Raw genomic sequence first — 23,957 nt, 5'->3', positions numbered from 1 at the left:
AAGGTACTGCCGGGTGGTGGCGGCAGCGGTGCCAGGTTGGGTCGGCTCGCCGGTCCGCGAGATCGCTCCCGCAGACCGGCGGCGAGGGTCAGTGCGCGAGGTCGTCGACCGACGCCGACTCGTTGCGGGACAGGTTGATGCCGAGGTTGGCCGCGGCACGCTCCAAGTCCTCGTCCTCGCTGTCGCGCATCTCGATGGCCGCGCCATCGCTGGAGAGCACCTCGACGTTCAGGCACAGCGACTGGAGTTCCTTCAGCAGCACCTTGAACGACTCCGGGATACCCGGCTCGGGGATGTTCTCGCCCTTAACGATCGCCTCGTAGACCTTCACGCGGCCGACCACGTCGTCGGACTTGATCGTCAACAGTTCCTGCAGCGTGTACGCGGCGCCGTAGGCCTGCATGGCCCAGCACTCCATCTCACCGAAGCGCTGACCACCGAACTGCGCCTTACCGCCCAGCGGCTGCTGGGTGATCATCGAGTACGGCCCGGTGGAACGGGCGTGGATCTTGTCGTCCACCAGGTGCGACAGCTTGAGGATGTACATGTACCCGACAGCGATCGGGTACGGGTACGGCTCCCCGCTGCGGCCGTCGAACAGCTGCGCCTTGCCGTCGGGGCCCACCATGCGCTCGCCATCGCGGTTCGGCTTGGTGGAGGCCAGCAGACCGGTGATCTCCTCCTCCCGCGCACCGTCGAAGACGGGGCTGGCGGTGTTGGTGCCCGGGTCCACTTCGTAGAGGTCGTCGGGCAGCCGCTTGGCCCAGTCGGCGTCGCCGTCGATGGACCAGCCCTGCGAGGCGATCCAGCCGAGGTGCGTCTCCAGCACCTGGCCGATGTTCATCCGTCGCGGCACACCGTGGGTGTTCAGGATGATGTCCACCGGCGTGCCGTCGGACAGGAACGGCATGTCCTCGGCGGGCAGGATCTTGCCGATCACACCCTTGTTGCCGTGCCGGCCGGCGAGCTTGTCGCCGTCCTGGATCTTGCGCTTCTGCGCGACGTAGACCCGCACCAGCTGGTTGACGCCCGGCGGCAGCTCGTCGTCGTCCTCGCGGTTGAACACGCGGACGCCGATGACCTTGCCGGTCTCGCCGTGCGGCACCTTCAGCGAGGTGTCGCGGACCTCGCGGGCCTTCTCGCCGAAGATCGCGCGCAGCAGCCGCTCCTCCGGGGTCAGCTCGGTCTCGCCCTTCGGGGTGACCTTGCCGACCAGGATGTCGCCGCCCTGCACCTCGGCACCGATCCGGATGATGCCGCGCTCGTCGAGGTCGGCCAGCACGTCGTCGGAGACGTTCGGGATGTCCCGGGTGATCTCCTCGGCACCGAGCTTGGTGTCGCGCGCGTCGACCTCGTGCTCCTCGATGTGGATCGAGGTGAGCACGTCGTCCTGGACCAGGCGCTGGGACAGGATGATCGCGTCCTCGTAGTTGTGCCCCTCCCACGGCATGATCGCGACGAGCAGGTTCTTGCCCAACGCCATCTCGCCGTCTTCGGTGCACGGCCCGTCCGCGACGACCTGCCCGGCCTCGACCCGGTCGCCTTCGTTGACGATCGGCTTCTGGTTGATGCAGGTGCCGTGGTTGGACCGGGAGAACTTCTGCATCCGGTACGACCGGCGAGTGCCGTCATCGGCCATCACCGTGATGTAGTCGGCGCACAGCTCCTCGACCACACCGGCCTTCTCGGCGGTGATCACGTCCCCGGCGTCGACCGCGGCGCGCAGCTCCATGCCGGTGCCGACCAGCGGCGATTCGCTGCGCAGCAGCGGCACCGCCTGGCGCTGCATGTTCGCACCCATCAGGGCGCGGTTGGCGTCGTCGTGTTCGAGGAACGGGATCATCGCGGTCGCGGCGGAGACCATCTGCCGCGGCGAGACGTCCATGTAGTCGATCTCGGTCGGCGCGAGCAGCTCGACCTCGCCGCCCTTGCGTCGACCCAGCACCCGCTCGTCGACGAAGTTGCCGTCCTCGTCGATCGGCGCGTTGGCCTGCGCCTTGACGTAGCGGTCTTCCTCGTCGGCGGTCAGGTAGTCGATCTGGTCGGTGACCCGGCCATCGACGACCTTGCGGTACGGCGTCTCGATGAAGCCGAACGGGTTGATCCGCGCGAAGGTGGCCAGCGAGCCGATCAGACCGATGTTCGGGCCTTCCGGCGTCTCGATCGGGCACATCCGGCCGTAGTGCGACGGGTGCACGTCGCGGACCTCCATGCCCGCGCGCTCCCGGGACAGACCGCCCGGGCCGAGCGCGTTGAGCCGCCGCTTGTGCGTCAGGCCCGCGATCGGGTTGGTCTGGTCCATGAACTGCGAGAGCTGCGAGGTGCCGAAGAACTCCCGGATCGCCGCCGTGATCGGGCGGATGTTGATCAGGGTTTGCGGGGTGATCGCCTCGACGTCCTGGGTGGTCATCCGCTCCCGGACGACCCGCTCCATGCGGGACAGGCCGACCCGGACCTGGTTCTGGATCAGCTCACCCACGGTGCGGATGCGCCGGTTGCCGAAGTGGTCGATGTCGTCGACCTCGACCGGGACCGTCGCGCCCTCGCCCTGGCCGCGGGCGGGCATGTCGGTCTCGGCCGCGTGCAGCCGGACCAGGTACTCGATCGTGGTGACGATGTCTTCCTCGGTGAGCACCCCGGTCTCGTACGGCATGCCCAGGCCGAGCTTCTTGTTGACCTTGTAGCGGCCGACCCGAGCGAGGTCGTAGCGCTTCTCCTTGAAGAACAGGTTCTCCAGGAGCGTCTGCGCGCTCTCCTTGGTCGGCGGTTCGCCCGGCCGCAGCTTCCGGTAGATGTCCAGCAGGGCTTCGTCCGTACCGGCGGTGTGGTCCTTCTCCAGGGTCGTCATCAACGTCTCGGAGAAGCCGAACCGCTCGCGGATCGCCTCGGCCGTCCAGCCCAGCGCCTTCAGCAGCACGGTGACCGGCTGCCGACGCTTGCGGTCGATGCGGACGCCGACGGTGTCGCGCTTGTCGACGTCGAACTCCAGCCACGCACCGCGGCTGGGGATGATCTTGACGCTGAAGACGTCCTTGTCCGTGGTCTTGTCGACCGACTGGTCGAAGTAAACACCGGGGGAACGGACCAGCTGGGAGACCACCACCCGCTCGGTGCCGTTGATGATGAAGGTCCCCTTGTTCGACATCATCGGGAAGTCACCCATGAACACCGTCTGGCTCTTGATCTCGCCAGTGGTGTGGTTGGTGAACTCCGCGGTGACGAACAGCGGGGCCGCATAGGTCATGTCCTTGTCCTTGCACTCCTCGACGGAGGCCTTGACCTCGTCGAAGCGTGGATCGGAGAAGGACAGCGACATCGATCCGGAGAAGTCCTCGATCGGGGAGATCTCGCTGAGGACCTCCTCAAGACCGCCAACCGGATTCTCCTCGCCGGCGTCGACCCGGCGCTGGAACCAGGCCTCGTTACCGACAAGCCATTCGAAGGACTGGATCTGCAGGTCTAGCAGGTTCGGCACGTTCAACGGCTCGCGGATGTTCGCGAACGAGACCCGCTTGGGGGCCCCAGGGATCCCCGACGTGTAGTTGGAAGCTGCAGAGACCTTGGTCGCGCGGGAGACTGCCAAGATGCGTCCTTCCGGGACTCTGAACTGGCTACAGCCGCGACAGTGAAAGTAGCTGGCGGGCCCAATCCACTAACACGGCTGTCAAGGGTGCAATGGCGCTGCCGATCCTACGACCCGGTGCAGGGCAGACGGAAAGTGGGCAGCGCAAAGTAGCAGTCTAGCCGGAACTACGCCAGCTGTCGAGGGGGCCCACCGATGGCGGCCCAGCCCCGTGTTGAGGACCAGAGTGAACCCGCGCGCGCTCGCAGTCAAGAGATCACGCTTCGATCACCCTCGTGGCGCAAGACACGATCACCTGCCGTGACCATCAGCGGCATGGTTTTCGCTGGTCAGGTGCCTACTTTCGGGTAACCGAAGCGACCCGGGAACGACTCGCCCAACACCCCGCCGAACGGCGCTTGACAGGCCCGCCGAGACCCCCGGAACAGGTGACGAGCACCTCAACAACCGGGGTCGCGACCGATGTTCGGCGAGACGATTGGGCCGAACGGAGCCATTGCGGCCAACCACGGTATGCACACCGCGCAGTCGCATCGGCACTTACCGTCAACAGGGCGGTCAACACGGCAGTCATCGGCGACGCGAATTCGATCTTCTGGTTTTGTTTCGATCTTGTTTACCGACCTGTCCGATATCGGCGATACGACCGCCGCGACAGCGGCGCGCTCGGCAGCCACCACTCGAAATGCAAAGCAAAACGCGCTGTTGGGTCATCGCGGGATGTGGTCGCGGGTAGCAATGGTGTTAACAACGACCGTTGTTATGCACGGACGAGTATTTTGCGTCCCGACGCCCCAACCGATCGCCACCGCAGGTAGGCAGCGTTGCCCACCTGCGGCGATCTCAGCTAGTACACGCGGGCTATTCGACGACCGCATGCGCCGGTAGCGTGATACGACCCACCGCGTCCCCACGCTGGTGCCCCGGGTGAGCTCTCGCCACAGGAGTAACGACCGATGACAGACGATGCAAGCCGCGCGAGTGAACGATTCCGCGGGCTGCAACGTTGGACTGGAGGACAGGACCGCGGCGACTCCCGCTCCAGTTGGTTCTCCGCAGAATCTGACGCCGCCGCACCACCGTCGGAAACCCCCGGACCGACGGCCCCCGAACCCCGCCGCAGCGCCGAGCAGCGCTACGCCGACGCCATCGCGGCGATGAACAAGATCGTCACGACCCTCGACTTCGACGAACTGCCCTGGGTGACCGAGGTCTTCCGCGCCACCGCGGGCGTGCTGCCCGAGACGCACCCGGCGCGGGCGGCAGTGCTCAACAACCTCGGCAGCGCCGCGCAACTGACCCACCTGCGCTCCGGCGAGCTGGCCGATCTGGAAGACGCGATCGCCTACTACCGCTCGGCGACCTCGGCGGCGCACCGCAGCGATCACGATCGGATGCTCTACCAGTGCAACCTCGCGCTGGCGCTCACCGACTTCGCGGCCAAGACCGGCAGCGCCGCCACGGCCGCGGAGGGCGTGCAGGTCGCGCGGGAAACCGTCGAGCAGACCCCGCGCCGCGACCAGCGGCGGGCGATGGCGCTGATCCGGCTGGCCAACGCGCTGAAGCTGCACGCCAGGCTGGCCGAAGCACCGGAATCCGACGCCGAGTCGATCGACGTGTTCCGCGAAGCCGCCCGGATCTCCCCGGCGGGCGAGGCGGCGACCTCCGAACTGCTGGTCAACCTCGGTACCGCACTGCTGCGCCGCTACGAACGGGGTGACGCGGTCGACGATCTGGACGAGGGCATCAAGCACCTCGGGTCCGGCGCCGCGGCGCTCGCCGACGGCGAACCCCGGCGCGCCGCGTTCTGCCACCTGGCGGGTGCGCTGCGGCTGCGGTTCCAGCGCAACGGCGATCTGACCGACCTCAACTCGGCGATCAGCGAACTGATCGGAGTGCTCGGGGTGCTCGACAGCGGGCATCCGCTGCTCGGCACCGCGATCTGGAACATCACCGCGGCCACCGTCGAGCACGTGGACGCCACCGGCGAGGCGAGCCAGTTGCGCCGCGTGCTGCGGCCGATCGCCCCGGCGGTGCGCGCGATGTCCACCGACGACCCGAACCGCGCCAGTGCCCTGGTGGGTTACGCGACCCTGCTGCGCAGGCATTTCTCGCACGGCGCGGAGGCCAAGGTGCTCGACACCGCGGTCACCGCCGGGCAGGCCGCGGCGGATGCGGCGGCCGCGCAGCAGCGCGGCGCGGTGTTGAACTCGCTGATCACCACGTTGATCAACCGATTCGAGCACAGCGGTGACAGCGCCGACCTGGACCGCGCGGCCGAGCTGGCGCGCGAAGCGGCGAAGGCCGACGGGCCCGACGCCGAGCACACCGCGTGGACCCAGCTCGGCATCGTCTCGGCGCACCGGTTCCGGTTGACCGCGCGGACCGGGGACATCGAAGCGGCCATCGAGCTGTTCGACCAGGCACTCATCGCGATGCCGTCGGAGGCGCCCAGCCGCGCGAGCGTGGCGATCCACCTCGGTCGCGCCCTGCAAACCCTGTACCAGCGCAACGGACGCCGCCGGTACTTCCGCTGGGCGCGCAAGGTGCTCGCCGAGGCCGCGCAGCAGCCCAACGCACCCGCCGACCAGCGACTTCGGGCGGCTGGCCTGGCCGGCCGGATCGCCGCGCAGGCGCACCGGTGGTCGGAGGCGGCGGAATCGTTCGGCCTGGCGGTCGAGCTGCTGCCGCTGGTCACCCGCGGCAAGCGGGTGGTCGCCTCGCCGGTCGTGCAGCAGCGCTGGGCGTTGATCGCGGCGGACGCGGCGGCGTGCGCGCTGGAAAATGGCGAGCCGGCGCGGGCCGTGGAGCTGCTGGAGTACGGGCGGACGGCGATCCTGGCGGATTTCCTGCCCACCGGTGGCGAGCTCGGCGAACTGCACCGCACCCATCCGGACCTCGCCGACGAGATGGTCCGGCTGCGCCGACTGCTCGATCGTCCGGTGGAAGAACCGGCGCTGGCCGAGCCCGACGATCGGGTGCGGCTGGCCCGGGCCTGGGACGAGCTGCTCGCCGAAGTTCGTGCGGTGCAGCCGAACCACCTGCTGGTCAGGCCTTTCGCCGACCTGGCAGCAGCGGCGCGCGACGGCTCGGTGGTGCTGGTGAACCTCAGCCGCTACCGGTCGGACGCGCTGATCGTCATCGCGGGCCGGGCGCTGACCGTGCCGCTGTCCGATGTCGCGCCGGAAACCGCTGCCGAGCAGGCCGCCGAGATGCTGATCGCCGCCCAGCAGGACGACCACGATGCGTTGGCCGACGCCCTCGACTGGACCTGGCACCGCATCGCGCGCCCGGTCCTGGATCGGATGGGCTACGTGAGCACGCCGGAACCCGGTGCCCGGTGGCCGCGGATGTGGTGGAGCGCCCTCGGCGCGCTGGCCTTCCTGCCGGTGCACGCGGCGACCGCGAAGACCGGTGAGTCCACATTGGATCGTGTCGTGTCGTCGTACACGCCGACGCTGGGATGTCTGCTCCGCGCGGCGCAGCGACCGGTCCCGGACAGCGGCACGGCGCTGGTGGCGGCCGGTTCGGCGGAAGCGGTCGCGCGGGAACTGCCGCCGCAGAACCAGGTCCTGGCGCAGTACTGGCCGTCGGCGGAGATCGTGTCGTTGGAGAGCAGCAGCGCGGTGGAGGTGTTGCGGATGTTGCCGCAGCACCCGTGGCTGCACGTGTGCGAGCCGAGCTCGCAGTTCCCGGCGCAGCCAGCGGCGGGCCTGCTGCTGGACCGGGAGTCCCCGCAGCGGCCGTTGGGACTGGTCGAGCTGGGCCAGGTTTCGCTGGACGAAGCGGAGTTCGGCTACCTGGGCCAGTGCGCGACGGCCGCCGACGCACCGTGCGCGGCAGCGGTGTCGTTACCCGGTGCGCTCGGCTTCGCGGGGTTCACGCACGTCATCGGCACCCTGTGGGAGGTCGACGCGGAAAGCGCCGTGCAGGTGCACGCCGACGTCTACGACGCGGTGTTCGGCGGCGCGGAGTACGACACCGATCACGCGGCTTACGCCCTGCACAACGCCAGCCGCCAACTCCGCGCCCAGTACCCGGCAGAACACTGCTTCTGGTCCGCCCACGTCCACATCGGACCGTGACGCGCCCACCAGCGCCCGGGACGGCAGTCCTGTTCGCCTAGGGTCAGCGCAGGGTGATCTGGCTGATCTTCCACTGGTCGCCGTGCTTTTCGGCGCTGATCGAGATCTGGGCCGGGCCGGTGTTGCTTTCCCCGGTGTTGGCGCGCATCGCGTGCTGGTCGACGAACAGCAGCAGTTCCGCGCGGTCGCCCTGCAACCGCGTCACCGCGCTGTTCTTCACCGTCGTGGTGACGATCAGCTGCTGCACCGGGGCCTGCTGCTTGACCACCGCGAACAGCTCGTTGTACCGCTGCACGGCGGGACCGATGAGCAGGTCCCGCGCGGCGGTCTCGGTCTTGGCCGTGTCGTTGAAGTCGTAGGAGAACAGCTTCTCCACCGCATCGGTGATCTGGCCGTTGACCTCGCTGGTCGCCCCGGCCGATACCAACGCCTCGTTGGCCGCGGACCCGGTGTAGCGGTCGGCGTACCACTCGATGCCGAACCAGACAGCCAACGCGGCGAACACGACGGTGGCGATCCACAACCCCCAGGCGACGCCGCGCAGCGCCCCGCCGCCGCTGGACTTCGGGTCGACGAACGCCGCGGGCACCGCCGGACCGAACGCCGCCGCGGCTTCGGTGCTCGGTTGCGCGGCTGCGCCACCGGCCGCATAGCCCGGCGCCGCAGCGGACTCCGGCTCGGCACCCACCTCAGCAGGCTCCGCATCAGCAGTACCGGCCCGATCGGCGTCAACGTCGGCAGACGCAGCGGGCGCAGCCGACACCACCTCGGGTGCCACCCGTTCCGGCTCCGCCACAGGGGCCTTCGGCGCTACGTCGCGGGACGCGTCGGCGCGCTCCTCAGGGGCGAGCTCCGGCGTCTCCTCCGGCTGGGGCTCGCCGCCGGAGGAGGTGCGGTTGCGCAGGCCCGCCACCTTCGGGCGGCGGAGTGGGACTTGGCGGTTCGGGCCGGGGCGGCGGTTGCTTGGCACTGGCTGCACTCCTCGAATTGCTCGCGAGTCTCGCGGGTCAGCCGACCGGCACGGTGCCGAGGCCGCTGAGCTTCCACTTGTCGCCTTCGCGCGTGAGTTCGGCCTGGTAGCGGTCCTGCTTGTTGGCCGGTTGCTGTCCGTCGATGGTGACCGTGACCTGCACCACCGCGATCATCTCGGCCTTGCCCGCGTGTTCGTCGAGTTCGACGATCCCGGCGTCCAGGATCCGGGCGGTGGTGGTGCTCTTGGCCTGGCCGATCTGGGTCGCGTAGTTCTGCCGACCCTGCCGGACCTCGTCGCGCAGCGGGCCGGTCGAGTTGTCCTCCCAGCGTTGCAGGCCGCGATCCACGTCCCGGTAGTCCAGGGTGTTGAAGTTGATGATCGCGCTCTGCCCGTCGCGCAGCGCCGCGTCCCGCGCCTCGCCGCGGTCGATCAGCGAATCGCCTGCGACCAGCGCCCAGGAGATCCCGAAGAACAGGCTCGCCACCAGGCTCACCGCGCACAGCACCAGGGCCACGATGGGAGGACGACGCCGCTTGGCGGCTTCAGGGGACATGTCTGGCGTCTCCTCTCCTACTGCCCGGGTGCATTCTGCGCGCCGCGCACCGAGGTGTCGCTGCCCGGGGGCTCCGCGCAGTGCGCGTTGGTGTTCAGCGGCACCTGGCTGAGGTCGGCGCCGTCGCGGTGCTCGGTCTGCTCGTAGCCCTTGGTGCAGGGCAGCGGGTCGAACACGTCGAGCACCAGCCCGAAGTGCGCCGAGCCGTCGCCGGGCACCACGGTGTTGCTCGCGGTGACGACGGCCGGGTACAGCGTCATGATCTGCTCCAACCCGTCGGTGCGGGTCGCCAGGATCCGCGACGTGGTCGTCAGGTTCGCCAGCAGCGGGCCGAGCTGCGTGTTCTCCTGCAGGAATGCGCTGACCTGCTGCGCGGCGGGCGGGGCGCGCTCGATCACGGTCCGCAGATCGCCATCGGAGCTCTCCAGCGACTCGGAGAGCAGCCGCAGGTCTTGGCTGAAGGACTTGATCGCCGAGCCCTGATCGTTCTGGGTGGCCAGCACGGTCTTGCCGTCTTCGAGCAGCTGCACCGTTTGCGGCAGGTGTTGCTGAGCTGCGGCGATGAACTCGCGGCTGGTGTCCAGGATGGTCTGCAGGTGGCCGCCGTTGTCGCGGAACGCGGTGCCCAGCTCGCTGACCACGGTGCGCAGCGAGTCCTGCGGCACCGAGTTGGCGAACGAGTCCAGGTTCATCATCAGGTCCTGCACCGGCAACGGCGTGGTGGCGGACCGCTGCGTGATCACCGAGCCGTCCCGCAGGAACGGGCCGTCGTCGCGGTTCGGCCGCAGGTCGACGTACTGCTCACCGACCGCGGAACGGTTGGCCACCACGGCCTGCACGTCGCCTGGGATCTGCGGCGCGCTGGATTCGATGTCCAGCGGCACTTCCACGCCGTTGCCGGTCAGCCGCATGGTGCCGACCCGGCCGACCGGTACGCCGCGATAGGTGACCTCGGCGTTGTCGAAGACGCCGCCGGTGTCGGCCAGTTGCAGGGTCACCACGTAGCCGCGCGGGCCGAACAGCCGGTCCAGGCCCGCGTATCGGGCTCCGGCGTAGCTGACGCCCAACAGGGCGATCGCGATGAACGCGACGATCTGCACGCGAACTCGACGGGTCAGCATCAGCGGGAACCTCCCAGCAGCGAGCCCAGCAGACCGCCGGATTTCTCGCCCGGTTCGGCTGGTGGTTTCGCTGGTTGCGCGGTCTGCTCCGGCGGCGTCAACGGCAGCGGGATCGAGTTCGGCAGGCTCGGCAGCGGCAGCAGGGGCTGGCGGCTGCGGCCCAGGTTCTCCAGCAGGTGGGAGAGGTCGAGGTCCACGTTGGCGTAGAGGTTGGTGTAGTCGCTGTTGCCGATGCCGTCCACGGCGTTGTCCGGGAACGGGAAGGTGACCAGCACCTCCAGCGACTTCGGCAGGCTGTCTCCGGCCGCGGCCAGCTGGTGCAGCGCCGGGGCGAGCTGGTTGAGGTCGTGCACCAGGTCGTCGTGGGACTGGTTGACCACATCGGTGGCGACGCCGGAGAGCTCATCGAGCGACTGCAACATGGTGACCAGCTGGGTGCGCTGCTCGCCCAGCACCCGCAGACCGGGCTCCAGGTCGCGCAGCGCGGTGTCGATGCTGCCGCGCTGTTCGTTCAACCGGGCGCTGAGCCGGTTGATGCTGTCCAGCGCGCGGGTGATGTCGTCGCGCTGGGCGTCCAGCCCGGCGACCAGTTCATCTACATTGGACAGCAGGCTGCGGACGTCCGATTCGCGGCCTTCCAACGCGGCGTTGAGCTCCTTGGTGATGTCGTGCAGCTGGGCGACGCCGCCGCCGTTGAGCAGCAGGGACAGCGCGCCGAGCACCTCCTCCACCTCGGGGTTGCGGCTGGTGCGCTCGATGCCGATGACGGCACCGTCGGCAAGTCGGCCGACCGCGGGCTGCGACTCGGGCGGACCGGCGAGCTCCACGTACTTCTCGCCGAGCAGGCTGGACTGCCGCAGCCGGGCGGTCGCGTTGGCCGGGAGCTTCACATCACCGTTGACCTGCACGGTCACCTCGGCCTGCCACGAATCGGGCGCGAGCTCGATGGTCGACACCCGACCGACCGGCACGTCGTTGACCCGGACCCCGGCGTTGGGCACCAGGTCGAGCACATCGGCGAACCGCACCTCGACCTGGTACGGGTGAGCACCGAGGTCCGCCCCGCCGGGCAGCGGCATGTCGTAAACCCCGCGAGAACTGCACCCACCGACCAGCGCCAGCGCCAGCACGACAACCCCCACGACCCGCCAAGTTCCGGGACGCGCGGTCCCCTGGGCGACAGGCAGTCCACGTCGCGGCATCACCGGGCACCTCCGGCGGATTGGGTGCTGCCCGTGTTGGACAGCGGGAGCGGCAGCGGCGGGAGCTGCCCGTTCTGCAGGGCGTTCAGGGTCTCCGCCGGGGTCGGCAGCTTGACCACACCGTCGAGGATCGGCTGCAACGACGCGCACGCGTCGCTGATCTCCTTCGGCACCTGCGCCGTGCTGTGCTGCTGCAGCAGCTTGCACACCGAGACCAGCGGCGGCTGGTTGAGCTCGTTGATGTTCGCGCGGGTGTCCAGCGTGCCGGAGGCACCGTTGTAGGCGTTGTTGAGGTTGCTCAACGCCAGCGGCGCGTTGTTCAGCGACTCGCTGAGCGCCGCCTTCTGCTGCACCAGCACGTTCGCCACCGCGTTCAGCTGGTCCACATTGGACTTCAGCAGCTCCCGGTTGTCCCGCACGAACGACTCGACCTTGCCCAGCGCGACGGCCAACTCCGCCATCGCGGCGCTCATGTCCTGCCGCTCACCGGCCAGGAACGAACTGACCTGCTGCATCTGCGTGTTGAACTGGCGCACCTGGTCGTCGTTGGCGGCCAGCATCGAGGTGAACTTCTGCAGGTTGTCGACGGTGCTGAAGAGCTGATCGCTGTTGCCGGACAACGTGGTCCCGGCCTCGCCGAGGTTGCGGATGGTCTCCGACAGGGCCTGCCCGTTGCCGCCCAGGTTCGCCGCCCCGGTGTTGAGCAGGTCGGTCAGCGCACCTTCGGCGTTCGCCCCGTTCGGCCCCAACGCCGTGGTGAGGTCGTTGAGGCTGCGGTAGATCTGGTCCAGCTCGACCGGCGTCGCGGTGCGCTCCTTCGGGATCACCGCACCGTCGGCCATCTTCGGTCCGCCCCGGTAGACCGGGGTGAGCTGCACGTACCGGTCGCTGACCACGCTCGGCGCGACGGCCACCGCGCCCGCGTCGGCGGGCACGTCCACATCGCGGTCCACGCTCATCACGACCCGCACCAGCTGGCCCTGCGGGACGACCTCGTCGACGGTGCCCACCGGCACCCCGAGGATCCGCACGTCACCACCGGGGTAGATGCCCACGGCGGCGGAGAAGTACGCGGTGACCTTCCGCTCGGCGGCGCCGAAGAACAGCCACCACACCCCGACTGTCGCGGCGAGCAGGACGACTGCCGCGATCGACAGTGCCCTGGTGAGCGAGGGGCGCGCACTGGTCATGGCTGGCAGCCCTTCTGGTTGACCGGACCGACGGCAGGCGGCAGCAGACCGCAGATGTAGGTGTCGAACCAGCGGCCGTTGCCCAGCACGTTCGAGAACAGCCGGGTGAACGGCGCGAACATCTCCAGGCTGCGGTTCAAGTTGTCCTGGTTGCGCTGCAACATCTTGGTGACCTGGTCCAGCTGTTGCAGGGTCGGGCCGATGTCCTTGGCGTTGTCGTCGACCAGACCGCTGAGCTGCGTGGACAACTCGCGGGTGCCGTCGAGCAGTCCGCTGATCGAGTCCCGCCGCGCCCGGATCTCCTGCAACAGCAGGTTGCCGTCGGAGAGCAGCTTCTCGAAGTCGGCGTTGCGGTCGGCCACCGTCTGCGACACCTGGGCGGTGTTGTTCAGCAGCTGTTCCAATTGCTCGTCCCGCGAGGAGATCGTCTCCGACAGCCGGGACAACCCGTCGAGGGCACCGCTGACCTCGCCGGGTGTGTCGGCGAAGGTGTCGGAGAGGGTGCGGAAGCTCTGCGCGAGCTGCCCGGTGTCGACCTGGTCCACTGTGGACGACAGGTCGCTGAACGCCTGGATGACGTCGTAGGGCGACATGGTGCGTTGCAGCGGGATCGGCTCGGACGGCGAGAGCTCCTTGCTGCCCTGCGGATCCAGCGCCAGGTACTTCTGGCCGAGCAGCGTCTTGATCCGGATCGCGGCGGTGGTGTGGTCGCCGAGCCACGCGTCACCGACCCGGAAGCTGACCAGCACGTGGCCGCCTTCGAGCTCGACATCGGAGACGGTGCCGACCTTCACCCCGGCGATGCGCACCTCGTTGTCCGCCCGCAGCCCGGCGGCCTCGGTGAACTGCGCGGTGTAGGTGGTGCCGCCGATCAGCGGCAGGCGCTCGAAGTTCAGCGCGAGCAGGAAGATCAGCACCAGGACCAGCAGACCGGCGATGCCGATCTTGAGCGGGTCGCGCTGGGAGAATGCTTTCATCGCTGGCACCTCGGCTGGTTCACGGGCACCAGCGGCAGCGGCAGGTTCACGTCGCCGACGCCTACCGTGCCGGTCGCCTTGCACAGGTAGAAGTTGAACCAGGAACCATGACTGGCGGTCCGCGCGATCGTCTCGATCTTGCCGGGCATGTTGCGCAGCACCTGCTCGGTGATCGCCTCGCTGTCGTTGAAGTTCTGCGAGAGCTGGCCGAGGCCGACGATGTCCTGCTGCAACCCCGGCCGCGCATCCAGCAGCAGTCCGGCGGTGCTGTTGGTCAGCCCGTCCATCGCGGTCACCGCGTCGCCGATCGCCTCGCGGTCGGCGGACAACCCGGACACCACCTGCTGCAGCTGGCCGATCAGTTCGGACAGCTGCTGGTCGCGGGCGTTCACGGTGTCCAGCACGCCGTTGAGGTTGTCGATGACCTGCCCGATCACCTGGTCCCGGGAGGCGATCGTGGAGGTCAGCGAGGCGGTGTGGGCCAGCAGGCTCTCCACCGTGCCGCCCTCGCCCTGCAACACCTGGATGATCTCGTAGGACAGCTTGTTGACGTCCTCCGGCGAAAGCGCCTGGAACAGCGGCTTGAACCCGCCCAGCAGCACGGTCAGGTCCAGCGCCGGTTTGGTGCGCTCCAGCGGGATGGTGCCGCCAACGGGTAGGAAACCGCCCGTGTCGTCCGCGCCCTGCTCCAGCGCGATGTAGCGCTGGCCGACCAGGTTCCGGTACTTGATCGCGGCGGTCACCGAGCTCGGCAGCCGCCGGTCCGCGACGTTGAACCGCACCTCCGCGAACCGCCGGTCGACCAGCTCGATGCTCTCCACCTCGCCGACCTTCACCCCGGAGATCCGCACGTCGTCGCCCTCGTTGACGTTGGTGACATCGGTGAACCGGGCGGTGTAGGACTCCGCGGAACGCAGGTCCTGGTTGGCGATGGTGAGCACCAGCAACCCGGTGGCCAGCACGGTGACCAGCACGAAGGTCAAGAACTTCACCAGCGGCGCGACGATGCTGCGACCGTTCACCGGTAGCTCACCTCCGCTCCGCGCAACACGGGCCCGACCAGCAGCGAACTCCAGTCCGGCACGTCACCGGGATCCCGCCCCAGCGCGGGCGCCAGCAGCATCGCCACCAGATCCCGCTCCGCCGGGGAGTTCACCCACGCCGCCGACTGCGGCGAGGTGCTGGCGGGCGCCGGTGGGTTCAGGCCGCCGTCGGCCGGTCGCGACGCGGGCGGCGGCACCGAGCCGTCCTTGAACGGCCCGTCCGGCGGGTACTCCGGCACCGGGTCCGGTTGCGGCGTGAGGTTGTAGCAGCGCGGCCCGCGCTTGTCGGCGAACTCCGGTTCGTCCTGGTTCGGGATGTACTTGCCCCGGTGCGCGACGACCTTCAGGGTGATGTGCAGCCCCGGCTCGGCCGACCCCGCGCCGAAGGCCTGCCGGATCCGCGGCACGAACTCCGCCATCTCCTGCAGGAAGCACGGGTACTCGGGCGCGTACTTGGCCAGCACGTCCAGCGTGGGTCGCTGCGACTCGCCGAGCTGGATGATGTTGCTCCGGTTGTCCCGCAGGAACGTGGTCAGATCGCCGGAGGTGCTGGTCAGCTGCCCGGTCAGGGCGGTCAGGTTCGCCCGCTGCGCGACCAGGGTGCGGGCCGTGGTGCTGAAGTTGTCCAACGCCTCCAGCACATCCGGGGCGGCCTGCTCGTAGGTCTGCGCGACGCCGACCAGCTCCTGCAGGTTCTTCCGCAGGTCGGGGACCGACGGGTTGAGCCCGTCCAGGTAGGTGTTCAGCTGCGACAACGTCTCACCGAGCGGCTTGCCGCGCCCCGCCAAGGCCTGGTCCAGCGCGTTCAGCGTCACCGCCAGGTCGTCCGGGTGCACCGCCTGCAGCACCGGCATCGTGTCGGCCAGCACCTGTTCCAGCTCGATGCCCGCGCGGGTGCGGTCCTGCTCGATCACGTCACCGGAGGCCAGCGGGGTGGCAGCGGCGTGCTCCGGCACCTCCAGCGACACGTACCGCTCGCCGAACAGGGTGCGCGGCAGCAGCCGCGCCGACACGTTCGACGGCAGCTGCTCGGCCTGCTCGGGGTCCAGCGCCAGCCGCAGCTCCGCACCGTCCCCTGTGGACTTGACGCTCACCACCCGGCCGACGACCATGCCGCGCACCTTGACGTCCGACTCGGGCAGCAGCTGGTTGCCGGTCGACGCCGCCTTCAGCACCACGTCCACGCTGGAGGCGAAGGCCTTCTCGTAGATCGCCACGGTCAGGCTGATGAAAAGCGAGATGCACAGCAGAAACGCGATGCCGAGCACACGGCGCCGCAGTGTTCTGCGGGACACCCGCACCCGGTCGGCTTTCATGAGCGAGCGCTGAGGATTATCGCTCATGACGCCTCCGCAGTGTTCTGCGGGACACCCGCACCCGGTCGGCTTTCATGAGCAAAGCTGACGCAATTATCGCTCATGACGCCTCCGCGGTGTTCTGCCCAGGGCGCTCATCCGGTGATCCGAACCGTCGTCGTGGTGCCCCAGATCGCGAGGCTGAGGAAGAAGTCGAGCAGCGCGGTCGTCACGATCGCGGTCCGCACCGCGCGGCCCACCGCGACGCCGACCCCGGCCGGGCCGCCGGTGGCGCGGTAGCCGTAGTAGCAGTGCGTCATGATCACCACCACGCTGAAGACCAGCACCTTCCCGAAGGACCACAACACGTCCTCGGGCGGCAGGAACAGGTTGAAGTAGTGGTCGTAGGTGCCCGCGGACTGGCCGTAGATGTAGATCGTCACGGCACGGGCCGCGATGTAGGACGTCAGCAACCCCAGCACGTACAGCGGGATGACCGCGATGAACCCGGCGATCACCCGGGTGGTCACCAGGTACGGCAGGCTGGGCACGCCCATCACTTCCAGCGCGTCGATCTCGTCGGAGATCCGCATCGCACCCAACTGGGCGGTGAAACCCGAACCGACGGTCGCCGACAGCGCCAACGCGGCCACCAGCGGCGCGATCTCGCGGGTGTTGAAGTACGCCGAGACGAACCCGGCGAATGCCGAGGTCCCGATCTGGTCCAGCGCCGCGAAGCCCTGCAACCCGACGACGGTGCCGGTGAACAGGGTCAGGCCGATCATCACGCCGACCGTGCCGCCGATCACCGCCAGCGCACCGCTGCCGAAGCTCACCTCGGCCAGCAACCGCAGCGTCTCCTTGGCGTAGCGGGTGATCGCCCGCGGAATCCACGCCAGCGACCGCAGGTAGAACGACATCTGGTCGCCCAGGTCGTCCAACAGTTCCAGCGGCCGCCGGGCCGCGCGCCTGGCGCGCTGCGAGATCGTCGCCATGTCACATTCCCTTTGGTGGCACGAGCTGCAGGTAGAGCGTGGTGAGGATGAAGTTCACCGCGAACAGCAGCAGGAAGGTGATCACCACCGACTGGTTCACGGCGTCCCCGACGCCCTTCGGTCCCGGCGGCGGGTGCAACCCCCGGTAAGCCGCCACCACCCCGGCCAGGAAGCCGAAGATCACCGCCTTCAGCTCGCTGATCCAGATGTCCGGCAGCTGCGCCAACGCGTTGAAGCTCGCCATGTACGCGCCGGGCGTGCCGCCCTGCATGATCACGTTGAAGGTGTAGCCGCCCAGCACGCCGACCACGCTGACCATGCCGTTGAGCAGCAGCGCCACCAGCATCGCGGCCAGCACCCGGGGCACCACCAGCCGCTGGATCGGCGAAACGCCCAGCACCTCCATCGCGTCGATCTCGTCGCGGATCTTGCGGGAGCCCAGGTCCGCGCAGATCGCCGAGCCACCGGCTCCGGCGATCAGCAGCGCCGTGACGATCGGGCTGGCCTGCTGGATGATCGCCAGCACGCTGGCCGCGCCGGTGAACGACTGCGCGCCGATCTGTCTGGTCAGCGAGCCCAGTTGGAGCGCGATCACCGCGCCGAAGGGGATCGACACCAGCGCGGTCGGCAGGATCGTCACGCTGGCGATGAACCAGCACTGCTGGATGAACTCGCGGATCTGGAACGGTCGGCTGGGCATCGCCCGGACCACGTCCAGCGCCAGGGCGAACAGCCGACCGGTCTCGCGCAGCCCGCCCGCACCCGGAAACCGCGCATGGGAAGGAGCGCTCACCGCTCACCCCGCTTGCGACCGAACCAGCCGCGCCGCGGCTCATCGGCCGGCTGCGGCTCGGGCCCGCCAGCCCACTGCTCCGGAGCCCGTTCCGGCTGCCGAGGCCGTGGCGATGGGCGCGCCTGCTGCGCAACGTTCGCGGCTCGGCTCGGCGGCGCGGGCACCGGATCGGCTCGCTGCGGCCACGATCCGGTCGCCGGTGCGGCGAAGCCGTAGAGCGCCAGCTCGTCCGGGGTCAGCGTCTTCAGGATCTCCTGCTGCGCGGCCGGGTCCAGCGTGCGCAGCTGCCGCAGCACCCGATCCTTGCGGCGGCGCACCGCGGTTCGGACCGGCAGCCCGGGCGAGACCTCCAGCTGCGGCATGAGCTGCGGCAGGCCGAGATCGGCGTCCCGCAGTTGCGCCAGCTCGGCCGCGGCCTGCACGGCGTCCTTCTCCTCGCTCATCCCGATCGGGCCCTCGGGGCGCCCGTTGAGGAACTGCTCCACCACCGGCTCGGTCGAGGTCAGCAGCACCTCGCGCGGCCCGAACATCACCAGGTTGCGGCTGAAGAGCATGCCGATGTTGTCCGGCACCGTCCGCGCGGTGTTGATGTCGTGCGTGACGATCAAGAAAGTCGCGTCGATCTGCGCATTGAGATCGACGATCAACTGGTTCAGCAATGCGGTGCGCACCGGGTCGAGACCGGAATCCGGCTCATCGAACAAAATGATCTCCGGATCCAGCACCAACGCGCGGGCCAACCCAGCGCGTTTGCGCATACCACCGGAAATCTCGCCGGGCAGCTTCTCCTCCGCGCCGATGAGCCCGACCATCTCCATCTTCTCCAGCACCACATCCCGGATCTGGGACTCGCTCTTGCGGGTGTGCTCGCGAAGCGGAAACGCGATGTTGTCGAACAGGTTCATCGAACCGAACAGCGCACCGTCCTGGAACAGCACGCCGAAGAGCTTGCGGATCTCGTAGAGCTTTTGTTCCGAACAGGTGCAGATGTCCACCCCGTTGATGATCACCTTGCCCTGCTCCGGCTTCAGCAGGCCGACCAGCGACTTCAGGAACACCGACTTCCCGGTGCCGGAGGGCCCCAGCAGCACGCTGATCTCGCCGGGAGGAAGTGTCAGCGTGACGTCCCGCCAGATGGTCTGCGCGCCGAAGGACTTCGACAGTCCGTCGACAACCACCTCGACGCCCATCCGAACCTCCGCGTTCCTCGATTTCACCCGACCGGGTCGCCCCGGAAAGGCAGCCTGACACACGTGGCGCGCACAACGAAGGCCAGCAGCGTCACACCTGTGCAACGAGCCCGACGCGGACGGGTTACTCGTCAGTTCACTCGGATTCGCAGATCAACAAGATTTGTCCGGTAAAAGCGATTCAGTTTTTCCGCAAAGCAAAAAGCGGACACCCGCGACTGCGAGTGCCCGCCTTTTCACCGTGAGTCAGGGCAGCGGAGCGGGTGGCGAACCGCGGATAAGCGGTGCGCTTTCCGGCCCGCGCAGATCGATCATTCAGATCAACTGCGCGAGGAGACCCGCATGCCCCGCAGGCTCACTTCAGGGAGACGGAAGCGCCGGACTCCTCCAGCTTGGCCTTGGCCTCGTTGGCCTTCTCCTTGTCGACCTTCTCCAGGACCGGCTTCGGGGCGCCCTCGACCAGCTCCTTGGCCTCCTTCAGGCCCAGACCCGAGACGAGCTCGCGAACGACCTTGATGACCTGGATCTTCTTCTCACCGGCGCCTTCGAGGATGACGTCGAACTCGTCCTGCTCCTCGACGACCGGAGCCGCGCCCACGGCCGGGCCGGCCATGACCGCGGCCGGGGCGGCGGCGGTGACGTCGAAGGTGTCCTCGAACTGCTTCACGAACTCCGACAGCTCCAGGAGGGTCATCTCCTTGAAGACGTCCAACAGCTCTTCGTTGCTCAGCTTCGCCACGACGGCGTTCCTTTCCGTTCAGTGCCCGGCACCGGCGGTGTCCGGGTGGGGAGTTTCTGCGATCGACAACCGAGTCCACTCAGGACTCAGGCGTCGGCGTCGCCGCCCTTCTTCTCCTGCAGGGCGACGGCCAACCGGGCAACCTGGGTCGCCGGCGCGGCGAACAGCGCGGCGGCCTGGCTCAGCTTGGCCTTCATGGCCCCGGCCAACTTGCTGAGGGTGACCTCGCGGGAGTCCAGCTCGGCGATGCTCTCGACCTCGGACACGGACAGCGCGCGGCCGTCCATGTAACCGCCCTTGATCACCAGGGCGTTGTTGTCCTTGGCGAACTCACGCAGCGCCTTGGCCGCGTCGACCGGCTCGCCCTCGATGAAGGCGATCGCGGTCGGGCCGACGAACAGGTCGTCGAGTCCCTCGACGCCCGACTGCTCGGCAGCACGCTTGACCAGCGTGTTCTTCGCGACACGGTAGGTCGTGCCCGCACCGAGGGCGCGGCGCAGCTCAGACAGCTGCGCCATGGACAGCCCGCGGTACTCGGTCACGAGCGCAGCGGTCGAATCGGTGAATCGCCCGGCGATCTCGTTGACCGCATCAACCTTGTCGGGCTTCGCCATGTCGCCTCCTCTCTATTTCCGACTGTGATCCGCATCCAGTCGGTCCTGAGACGACAAAACGCCCCGGCGCAGCAAGCACGGGGCGTCAAGATCACGAGCGCGCGGGGCGCACGGGCAGCCTCGTCCCTCCTGCGCGGGCCGCCCGCATCTCACGGGACCTTAGTTCTCCCCACCCCACACGGAGCACGGAGAAGACCAGCGGTCTTGGGTGGAACTCCGACCAGAATACGCGACATCCCGCAGCACATCCCAGGCGCCCCACTTGAGCAGCGGCGGACGGCCGACCCGCCTGCCGCTGCCCACTCGCACCGCCACGCGGAACGAGTTCGGCGGCAGCCCAAAATGCCGGGATCACCGGTGGTGACCCAGCTGGCACTGGCGGGCATCATGTGGGGCGTGGCTGATCAGAACGAGTCGCCCCGACCGCAACCCGGCGCGAACCTGCCCGAGACCACCAGACCGGCGGAGATCGTCGATGCCGAGGTCGTGGGCGGCGAGGTGGTCGACGCATCGTCGGCGACTCGCCCGCAGCAGCCCAGCGACGACGAGGAATTCCGCCAGTACCAGCAGTTCCTGAAATTCCAGCAGTTCCAGGAGTGGCAGCAGGCCCAGGGCGGCGATGTGGTGGCACCGCCACCGGCGGCACCCCCCGCCGCATCCCCGAAGAAGCCCTGGTGGAAACGGGCCGTCGGCCTGCTGCGCTTCAAACTGGTCCGACGGCTGATCTACCTGCTGCTCGCGCTCCTGCTGCTCAACTACACCATCGACTACTACTTCGGCGGCAGCGGCGGCTCGGGCAGCGGGGGCACCGGCACCGGCGGCGTCCCACCCGACTCGGTACCGGTGAAGTCGACGAATCCGCAGCAAGCGGTGCGCGGCGTCTACAACTGGCTGCGCGGATCCGATCCGGAGCGGGCGTGCGACCTGTTCGACGCGGCGGGCAAATCCGGGTTCGCCGCCGCCTACCAAGCCCCGGATTGCGCCACCGCGGCGCGGCGCGTGCACGACCAGATCACCGACCCCAACGCGTACGCGAACCCCGACTTCGACCAGAACGCGGTGACCGAAGTCGGCCCGGAGGCCCAGGTCCTCGGCTGCCGGATGCGAGTCACCGGCGGCCCTCCGCTCGGCAGCTTCAAACTCACCCGACAGCCCGACGGCGGCTGGACGATCAGCGCCTACGCGCTCCAAACCCCCAGCTGCGGCTGATACCTGTGCGGAACTCGTTCTGCGTGGCGGAGCATTGCGGGCTCGGCATGCGAAAAGGGCGGGGCGACCCTGGGGTCGGCCCGCCCTTTCTCGGCGGAAATTCGCGTGCGTCAGGCGGATGCCGTCAGACCGCGGGTCAGGCCCGGGTCCACCGGGATGCCCGGTCCCATCGTCGTGGTGAAGGTGACCTTCTTCAGGTACCGGCCCTTCGACGCCGACGGCTTGGCACGCAGGATCTCGTCCAGCGCCGCCGCGTAGTTCTCCACCAGCTTCTCGGTGTCGAAGGACACCTTGCCGATGATGAAGTGCAGGTTGGCCTGCTTGTCGACCCGGAAGTTGATCTTACCGCCCTTGATGTCCGCGACCGCCTTGGTGACGTTCGGGGTGACGGTGCCGGTCTTCGGGTTCGGCATCAGGCCGCGCGGGCCGAGCACCCGCGCGATCTTGCCGACCTTGGCCATCTGGTCCGGGGTGGCGATCGCCGCGTCGAAATCGAGCCAGCCGCCCTGAATGCGCTCGATCAGGTCCTCGGAACCAACCGCGTCCGCCCCGGCGGCCTCGGCCTCAGCGGCCTTGTCGCCGACGGCGAACACGATGACGCGGGCAGTCTTACCAGTGCCGTGCGGCAGGTTCACGGTGCCGCGGACCATCTGGTCTGCCTTGCGGGGGTCGACGCCCAACCGCAGTGCCACTTCGACGGTGGCGTCCATCTTGGCCTTGGAGGTCTTCTTGGCCAGTTCGGCGGCTTCCGACGGGGCGTACAGCCGCGTCTTGTCGATCAGCTCGGCCGCCTGCTGGTATGCCTTGCTGCGCTTTGCCATTTCTGTCCCTATCGCAGGTGGATCAGTTGTGGTTGGTCGGGCTGCGCTGGAGCCCTCCCACGCTGCTTGCTTCGCGCCTTGCGGCGAAGGTTTCAGCCCTCGACCGTCAGGCCCATCGACCTCGCGGTACCCGCGATGATCTTGGCGGCCTGGTCGATGTCGTTGGCGTTGAGATCGGCCATCTTGGTCTGCGCGATCTCGCGGACCTGGTCCATGGAGACCTTGCCGACCTTGGTCTTGTGCGGCTCACCGCTGCCCTTCGCCACGCCCGCCGCCTTGAGCAGCAGCTTGGCGGCCGGGGGGGTCTTCAGCGCGAAGCTGAAGGAGCGGTCTTCGAACACGGAGATCTCGACCGGCACGACGTTGCCACGCTGGTTCTCCGTGGCGGCGTTGTAGGCCTTGCAGAACTCCATGATGTTGACGCCGTGCTGACCGAGCGCCGGGCCGACCGGCGGGGCCGGGTTGGCCTGGCCCGCCTGGATCTGCAGCTTGATGATCGCTGCCAGCTTCTTCTTCTTGGGCGGCATGTTTGCTTCCTGTGTCTTCGCTATCCGGTTGCCCGGCCCCACCTGGCGGTGGAGCCGAATCTGGCGAGACCACGAAACGGTGGCATCGCCCGCTCCTGCGCGCGGTCCTGCCAGATCCACGCGCAGCCGCCGCGCTCCCGCACCGGGGAGGACGGTCAGATCTTGGAAACCTGGTTGAACGACAGCTCAACCGGTGTTTCGCGGCCGAAGATCGACACCAGCACCTTGAGCTTCTGGGCGTCCGGGTTGACCTCGTTGATCGTCGCAGGCAAGGTCGCGAACGGCCCGTCCATCACGGTGACGGACTCGCCGACCTCGAAGTCGACCTCCACCGCAGGCTTGGCAGCGGCCTGCGCGGCGGTCTTCTTGCCCGCCTCGGCCTTCTTCTCCTCGACCTGCGGCGCCAGGAACTTCAGCACCTCGTCGATGGTCAGCGGCGACGGCTTGGAGGTGGCGCCGACGAAGCCGGTGACACCCGGCGTGTTGCGCACCGCGCTCCAGGACGCGTCGTTGAGTTCCATCCGCACCAGGATGTAGCCGGGCAGCACCTTGCGCTGCACCAGCTTGCGCTGGCCGTTCTTGATCTCGGTGACCTCTTCGGTCGGCACCTCGACCTGGAAGATGAAGTCCTCGACGTCGAGCGTCTGGGCCCGCGTTTCGAGGTTGGTCTTGACCTTGTTCTCGTAGCCCGCGTAGGAGTGCACGACGTACCAGTCGCCGGGGGCGCGGCGCAGCGCGGCGCGGAGCTCCTCGACCGGGTCGGGCTCGGCGGCCGTCTCATCGGCTTCGCCGGTCTCGACGTCGCTGTCGACCTCGGCAGACGCCTCGGTCCCTTCGGCAGCACCGGTGTCCTCGCCGGAGTCGGCGCCGTCCGCGGAATCGACCACGTCGACCGAGTCCGCGGTCGCCTCGGCCTCGGGCAGCACCTGCTCGTCGGTGAGGCCGGTGGATTCCTGACCCTCGTGGGAGGTCACAGTCGGTCTCGCTTCCTCTCGTGCGTTGCGTGCCGGGTCGTCGTTCCGCCGCCGGCACCACCTAGCGCGGGCC

19 protein-coding genes are annotated in these 23,957 nt (G+C 68.5%); 2 read left to right on the top strand and 17 right to left on the bottom strand.

The window, feature by feature from the left end; genetic code table 11:
- Positions 1-88: 88 nt before the first annotated feature.
- Positions 89-3,583: a DNA-directed RNA polymerase subunit beta gene (rpoB, locus tag ACTWQN_RS05315; protein WP_443202187.1), complete on the bottom strand. Its 3,495-nt coding sequence runs from the start codon at positions 3,581-3,583 to the stop codon at positions 89-91.
- 956 nt (positions 3,584-4,539) lie between these two features.
- Here rpoB and ACTWQN_RS05310 point away from each other — a divergent pair.
- Positions 4,540-7,668 carry a CHAT domain-containing protein gene (locus ACTWQN_RS05310; protein ID WP_443202186.1) on the top strand — a complete coding sequence of 1,043 codons (3,129 nt, stop codon included), beginning with the start codon at positions 4,540-4,542 and terminating at the stop codon, positions 7,666-7,668.
- Positions 7,669-7,711: 43 nt separating this feature from the next.
- On the opposite strand, the gene ACTWQN_RS05305 is transcribed toward ACTWQN_RS05310, so the two are convergent.
- The 13 genes from ACTWQN_RS05305 to rplJ form a co-directional block, all read right to left on the bottom strand.
- A complete protein-coding gene (locus ACTWQN_RS05305) occupies positions 7,712-8,638 on the bottom strand; it encodes a hypothetical protein (RefSeq protein WP_443202185.1) in 927 nt (308 codons plus the stop codon).
- A 37-nt stretch (positions 8,639-8,675) separates the two neighbouring features.
- Positions 8,676-9,194, bottom strand: a complete 519-nt coding sequence (locus tag ACTWQN_RS05300; RefSeq protein WP_443202184.1) for an Rv1363c family protein — start codon at positions 9,192-9,194, stop codon at positions 8,676-8,678.
- Between the two features lie 17 nt (positions 9,195-9,211).
- Positions 9,212-10,315 carry an MlaD family protein gene (locus tag ACTWQN_RS05295; RefSeq protein WP_443202183.1) on the bottom strand — a complete coding sequence of 368 codons (1,104 nt, stop codon included), beginning with the start codon at positions 10,313-10,315 and terminating at the stop codon, positions 9,212-9,214.
- Positions 10,315-11,517, bottom strand: coding sequence for an MCE family protein (locus ACTWQN_RS05290; protein WP_443202182.1), 1,203 nt, complete (start codon positions 11,515-11,517; stop codon positions 10,315-10,317). Before ACTWQN_RS05290 ends, ACTWQN_RS05295 begins: the two co-directional genes overlap by 1 nt.
- Positions 11,517-12,707 carry an MCE family protein gene (locus ACTWQN_RS05285; protein ID WP_443202181.1) on the bottom strand — a complete coding sequence of 397 codons (1,191 nt, stop codon included), beginning with the start codon at positions 12,705-12,707 and terminating at the stop codon, positions 11,517-11,519. Before ACTWQN_RS05285 ends, ACTWQN_RS05290 begins: the two co-directional genes overlap by 1 nt.
- Positions 12,704-13,684 (bottom strand): MCE family protein, encoded by a 981-nt coding sequence (locus ACTWQN_RS05280; protein ID WP_443202180.1) that lies wholly within the window; start codon positions 13,682-13,684, stop codon positions 12,704-12,706. Before ACTWQN_RS05280 ends, ACTWQN_RS05285 begins: the two co-directional genes overlap by 4 nt.
- On the bottom strand, positions 13,681-14,706 hold the full coding sequence (locus ACTWQN_RS05275; protein ID WP_443202179.1) for an MCE family protein: 1,026 nt from the start codon (positions 14,704-14,706) through the stop codon (positions 13,681-13,683). The genes ACTWQN_RS05280 and ACTWQN_RS05275 overlap by 4 nt, the downstream gene beginning before the upstream one ends.
- Complete coding sequence (locus ACTWQN_RS05270; protein WP_443202178.1) at positions 14,703-16,070, bottom strand: MCE family protein; 1,368 nt, start codon at positions 16,068-16,070, stop codon at positions 14,703-14,705. The genes ACTWQN_RS05275 and ACTWQN_RS05270 overlap by 4 nt, the downstream gene beginning before the upstream one ends.
- A 107-nt stretch (positions 16,071-16,177) precedes the next feature.
- Positions 16,178-17,017 (bottom strand): MlaE family ABC transporter permease, encoded by an 840-nt coding sequence (locus ACTWQN_RS05265; RefSeq protein ID WP_443202177.1) that lies wholly within the window; start codon positions 17,015-17,017, stop codon positions 16,178-16,180.
- A gap of 1 nt (position 17,018) precedes the next feature.
- A complete protein-coding gene (locus tag ACTWQN_RS05260; RefSeq protein ID WP_443202176.1) occupies positions 17,019-17,810 on the bottom strand; it encodes an MlaE family ABC transporter permease in 792 nt (263 codons plus the stop codon).
- Complete coding sequence (locus tag ACTWQN_RS05255) at positions 17,807-19,000, bottom strand: ABC transporter ATP-binding protein (protein ID WP_443202175.1); 1,194 nt, start codon at positions 18,998-19,000, stop codon at positions 17,807-17,809. The genes ACTWQN_RS05260 and ACTWQN_RS05255 overlap by 4 nt, the downstream gene beginning before the upstream one ends.
- Positions 19,001-19,355: 355 nt before the next feature.
- Positions 19,356-19,739 (bottom strand): 50S ribosomal protein L7/L12, encoded by a 384-nt coding sequence (rplL, locus tag ACTWQN_RS05250; protein ID WP_443202174.1) that lies wholly within the window; start codon positions 19,737-19,739, stop codon positions 19,356-19,358.
- An 86-nt stretch (positions 19,740-19,825) separates the two neighbouring features.
- Complete coding sequence (gene rplJ, locus ACTWQN_RS05245; RefSeq protein ID WP_443202173.1) at positions 19,826-20,353, bottom strand: 50S ribosomal protein L10; 528 nt, start codon at positions 20,351-20,353, stop codon at positions 19,826-19,828.
- A 360-nt stretch (positions 20,354-20,713) separates the two neighbouring features.
- On the opposite strand from rplJ, the gene ACTWQN_RS05240 reads away from it, so the two are divergent.
- A complete protein-coding gene (locus ACTWQN_RS05240) occupies positions 20,714-21,562 on the top strand; it encodes a hypothetical protein (protein WP_443202172.1) in 849 nt (282 codons plus the stop codon).
- 110 nt (positions 21,563-21,672) lie between these two features.
- Here the strand turns inward: ACTWQN_RS05240 and rplA are convergent, their stop codons facing one another.
- The 3 genes from rplA to nusG form a co-directional block, all read right to left on the bottom strand.
- Positions 21,673-22,383 carry a 50S ribosomal protein L1 gene (rplA, locus tag ACTWQN_RS05235; RefSeq protein WP_443202171.1) on the bottom strand — a complete coding sequence of 237 codons (711 nt, stop codon included), beginning with the start codon at positions 22,381-22,383 and terminating at the stop codon, positions 21,673-21,675.
- A gap of 92 nt (positions 22,384-22,475) precedes the next feature.
- The gene (rplK, locus tag ACTWQN_RS05230; RefSeq protein WP_010315507.1) at positions 22,476-22,910 is read right to left on the bottom strand and encodes a 50S ribosomal protein L11; all 435 of its coding nucleotides are present in this window, start codon (positions 22,908-22,910) and stop codon (positions 22,476-22,478) included.
- A gap of 155 nt (positions 22,911-23,065) precedes the next feature.
- Positions 23,066-23,884, bottom strand: coding sequence for a transcription termination/antitermination protein NusG (nusG, locus tag ACTWQN_RS05225; RefSeq protein ID WP_443202170.1), 819 nt, complete (start codon positions 23,882-23,884; stop codon positions 23,066-23,068).
- Positions 23,885-23,957: the final 73 nt, after the last annotated feature.

It is taken from the genome of Saccharopolyspora antiqui (genome assembly GCF_052246905.1).
Classification (GTDB): Bacteria; Actinomycetota; Actinomycetes; order Mycobacteriales; family Pseudonocardiaceae; genus Saccharopolyspora.
The sequence above is the reverse complement of the archived record's forward strand: the minus strand, read 5'-3'. Positions and strand labels throughout refer to the sequence as shown.